The 4,264-nt window shown below is 35.8% G+C and carries 2 protein-coding genes and 1 pseudogene; all 3 read right to left on the bottom strand.

Features of this window, described 5'->3' with window-relative positions:
* Positions 1 to 1,084, bottom strand: a 1,084-nt coding sequence (locus tag F6K13_RS20890; protein WP_287288247.1) for a thioredoxin-like domain-containing protein, incomplete at its 3' end; no start/stop codon positions are given.
* 228 nt (positions 1,085 to 1,312) lie between these two features.
* On the bottom strand, positions 1,313 to 4,018 hold the full coding sequence (locus F6K13_RS20895) for a ParA family protein (protein ID WP_287288249.1): 2,706 nt from the start codon (positions 4,016 to 4,018) through the stop codon (positions 1,313 to 1,315).
* Positions 4,015 to 4,264 (bottom strand): annotated as a pseudogene (locus tag F6K13_RS20900) (hypothetical protein); the annotation flags it as partial. The pseudogene F6K13_RS20900 and the gene F6K13_RS20895, both read right to left, overlap by 4 nt.

A 4,264-nucleotide genomic window follows, 5' to 3' on the forward strand; every position in this document is an offset into this window, starting at 1 on the left:
TTTCACTGTCAGCCACAAATAATTCATTGCCATCCGTACTAATACCGCTAGGTTGAGCAAAAGCAGATTCTGTCAGAGAGCCATCTACACAAGCTTCTGCACCAGTCCCTGCATAAGTGCTAATCATCCCAGTATCCAGTTGCAACAGCCAAATTTGATGGGAACCTGCCATAGCAATAAAAATGCGATCGCCTATCTTGTCCACATCCCAAGGTGAATTAAGTCTAGTTTCTCTAGCAACTCCACTATGAGGTGAAATTTGAGAACTTTTTTCTCCAGTACCTGCAATAGTCTCCACCTGCTGAGTTGTAAAATCAATTTTGCGTAAAGCATGATTTTCTGTATCGGCAACATATAAAATTTGATTCTTGGCATCAAAAGTCATACCTTGGGGAGCAAAAAATTGAGCTTCATAAAATGAACCATCAATTAATCCTGCTTTCCCACTACCAATAATATGCAAAACTTCTCCCTCAAGAGTACTAACAACAATACGATGATGTCCTGAGTCAGCGACAAATAATTGATTAGTATCACTATCAGCGAGAACTTTACCCGGAAAAGCTAAAGGTGTAGTCAAAGGTTGCTTTTGTTTTTCTAGAATTGAGCTAACTTCACTAAAATTAATAGTACCTTTGTCTTGATGTTCTTCTATCAACTTACCAATAATTTCATCCAAGACATCACGTTTACCTTCACCAGAAACAGACCCCACTATATACCCTTCTGGATCGATAATTTTGAAAGTCGGCCATGCACGAACAGCATATTGTTGCCAAACTCTCGAGCCACTGTCTACTAACACGGGATGTCCAATGTCGTAGCGGAGGATAGCTTGACGGACATTTTCCACATCTTTCTCATTCTCGAATTTTGCTGAGTGGATGCCGATAATAGTTAGGCTATCTGGATATTTTTGTTCTAGGAATTTTAGGTCTGGCAGAACGTGGAGGCAATTGATGCAACAGTAAGTCCAGAAGTCGAGGATAACCACTCGTCCTTTTAGAGATTCGAGGGATAGGGGTTTGTCTGTATTTAGCCAGGGATAATTTTGGGGTAGTTTAGGTGCTCTGATACGGGACATAATAATTAATAACTGGACAGTACAAAGTTATGAGTGGAAAGAAACTATGTTAGCAATGGATAATTAGAAATATAGCAATCATATTTCAGTTGTAAGATTTTAGTTGTAATTCTGGGGGAGTGACGTAATATAAAAAAATGTTGATTTATCTTAATTGTTCTTAAACATCTCATAAATCATTCCTGAGCGCTATAGTTTTCATTATCCATTATTCATTAGATTTTTTACCTAACGTTGTCCCTTGCGAGTCATACCCAGTCCAGACAAATATAATTCAGCAACACTATAAACACGAGCAGTTTGGGAGGGATCTTTACGGCGCAAATATTCTTGGAAAATACCTGCATCAATCATTTCCTTAAGACGAGTAGTTAACTCTGTACCTTCAATTTCCCATATTTGTGTTAGTCGATTTTCATCAATGGGGGAGCGTTCACCTTGGAGTTTATCCAATAATTTTTCCAGTTCAGGATATTCGTTACGCACTTCATTGACACGCTGCTTAGATACTTCTGGTAAAGCATCAATTAAAGACTTTGGGCGCAAAATTCTTTCATCAGTAGTATATTCTCTTGACTGAGATTTCTCTATTTTGACTGCTTCCTCTAAAAGCAATATCAAGCTTCGGGGAAAGCGGTTATCTTGACTGTCAGCAGTTCGTTTGCGTACCCAGTTGTGAATGTAACTCTTGTTACCACTACCCATCTTTTCTCCCCACAAAGGAAAAAGACTTTTGCGTAATTGCTCTAACTCAATGTTCTCAAGTCGTTCAAGTTTTACTCCTAATTCCTCATTAATAGTTTGCTTAAGACTGCGAGAATTATTCATAAATTGGCGTAGTATAAGTCTCCATAGATCGGCTTCTTCCCACTTTAACTCAAGCGATCGCCCACTGACGTAATGTCCTTTGTTAGTAAAGTTAAGTTGATTCCAAATGTCCTCTCGTAAAAATATCTTAGGCACAATATATTTAAGATCAATGCCACTTTCTAACCACCAAGCGAGCAAAGCTTCTAATGCTTTCCTTCGCCGTTGATAGTCTTTTTGATTAGAACCAAACCCTACATCTAACTCATCATAGAGTAGCCAAACTCGTCGGTTATTTTGTTGCAACCATGAGTTAATATCTTGTATTTGATCAAAAGTTTCGAGACTAGCTGTTGAAGATTTTGCTTGTTCAACTAACCATGAAACTATATCAGCACTTCTAGGTTTCTCAGTAGTTATTAATGCTTTTAAATTGTCATCAATATTAGGGAGTGAATGTAACTCTGGCAAAGAAAAGCATAATTGCAATAAAGCATAGTTTAACCAAAAATCTTTCCAGTAATCATTGCCCACCTCACGTTCATAACTACCTAGAGCACCACCCTCTAAAATAGAGCTTTTGATTGTAGGTTTACCATGTCCAGCAACAAAATTAACATTGCTGATATCTAAATAATAACTAGCTAGTTTTTTAGCTTCTTCTGGCTGCTCTACAAACAATCTAAATAATATACTTTTTCCTGTACCTTTAGCACCTCGAATTAGCCAATTTTTATCACTTAAAAATTTAGGGAAATCTTCTGTACGTTGAAATATTTCTGGAATTTTTTCTGGTTCTATTTCTTGTGCTGTTGCTGCTACAAAATTCAACTCATATAAAATAGTTGTTTTGGTAGGTTTCTGAACAATAGAGTCAGTTGTAATGCCAAGTTGAACATCTGGTAAACTAGCATCAATTACTTCTGCAATTGGGAGATAATTATCTAGCAAACTTTTAGGTAAATTATTAACGAGACTTGACAAAGTGCTAATGTTAGGATTGTAGTTAATTTCATAGTAAAGTTCGCCGACTGTTATACCACTTGATAACCCCCAATTTTCCTCTATCCAATCTTCAACTTTACTTATCCAAATTTGACGTTGTTCTGCAGCAACAGCAGGCATAGGTGTCAGTACAAAACGTAAATCTGGTTTGCCTCGATATTGGCATTGTTTACTAACAGTTTGTACAATCCAACTTAATCCTTTAAAACTTTGGTCAGTGGGTGAAAAACAGATAATTCCCAAATCGGCTAAATCTAATAAAGCAATAGCGCTAGTATCATTAAATCCAGGACGAGCATCAATTAGAATTACATCAGGATTTAGTTGCTCTTTAATATCTTCAATTAGCTGTTCAACAGGATTATTTTCTCTGCGATAAAAAGCCTGTAAAGTTCCCCGGTCTAGTTCAGCTAAACGATGAATATAATTTTCATTATATTCTCCAACCGGAACTAAAAATAGTTCGCCACGGGCTTTTAATTCTACTTGATAAATACAACTTTCAATAGGAGGAAAATTTTCTTTTGGAGTTAGAAAACGTTGGTACAAATAATCTAATACACCATAATTTTCTCTATCAATTTGCTCAATATCTGACTCCAATAAAATTGAAATTCCTGGTGCTTCTAAATCAAAATCTACTATTACTACTCGACGTTTTTTTTCAGTAGCTAATATTCCGGCAACTAAACCTAGTGCAGTAGAACGACCAACTCCTCCTCTAAAAGAATAAAAAGTTGCTATTAAAGGAGTCTCAAAAACATCTTCTTCATCTGATTCTTTTGGTTCCTCTGGTTCTGGTGACATTAAAATATCTGACCATAAAGGTAACTGAATTTGAGTATATTCAGGAGGTTGCTCTGTTGCTTCTTCAGGAGTTAATAAGTCGTAACTTAAAATAGGGTATTTGCTTAAATGAAAGTCTATACCCACTAATATTTCATCAATCTTTTGTTCGCGTTCTTCTAAAGATTGTTCCTGAAATAAACTGGTAATAATTAGAATTTTCAGCCAACCTATTGAGGTTCTTTTTACCTTGACTTTAACCTGTGAATCTTCAGGTAATAAACTTTGATTTAAGTGTTCTTGAATTTGCTGCATTAATGCTTTTCTATCTGTCATTGGCTTTCTCCTTGTTTGCTTAATAAATATCTATGTAGTATTTCGACTGCATTAATAAATTTGTTAGCTTCAGTTTCATCGCCCATTCTATTTGAGTATCGTAATTCATCATTTTTCCATAATGATGTAACTGTTATCCATGCTTGTCTGTAAGGGTTATTTATTTGTGGAGATTCAATGACTCTTTGTATATTTGGTAAAGCATCTAATAACTTTATCAAACTATGTAAATCTGAACCTTTTAAT

Origin of the sequence: Okeania sp. SIO2B9, from assembly GCF_010672505.1 — a bacterium.
Lineage (GTDB): Bacteria > Cyanobacteriota > Cyanobacteriia > Cyanobacteriales > Microcoleaceae > Okeania > Okeania hirsuta.

Excerpts from the sequence above, each read along its gene's own strand:
- F6K13_RS20895 (WP_287288249.1), bottom strand. The coding sequence starts at position 4,018 with ATGACAGATAGAAAAGCATTAATGCAGCAAATTCAAGAACACTTAAAT.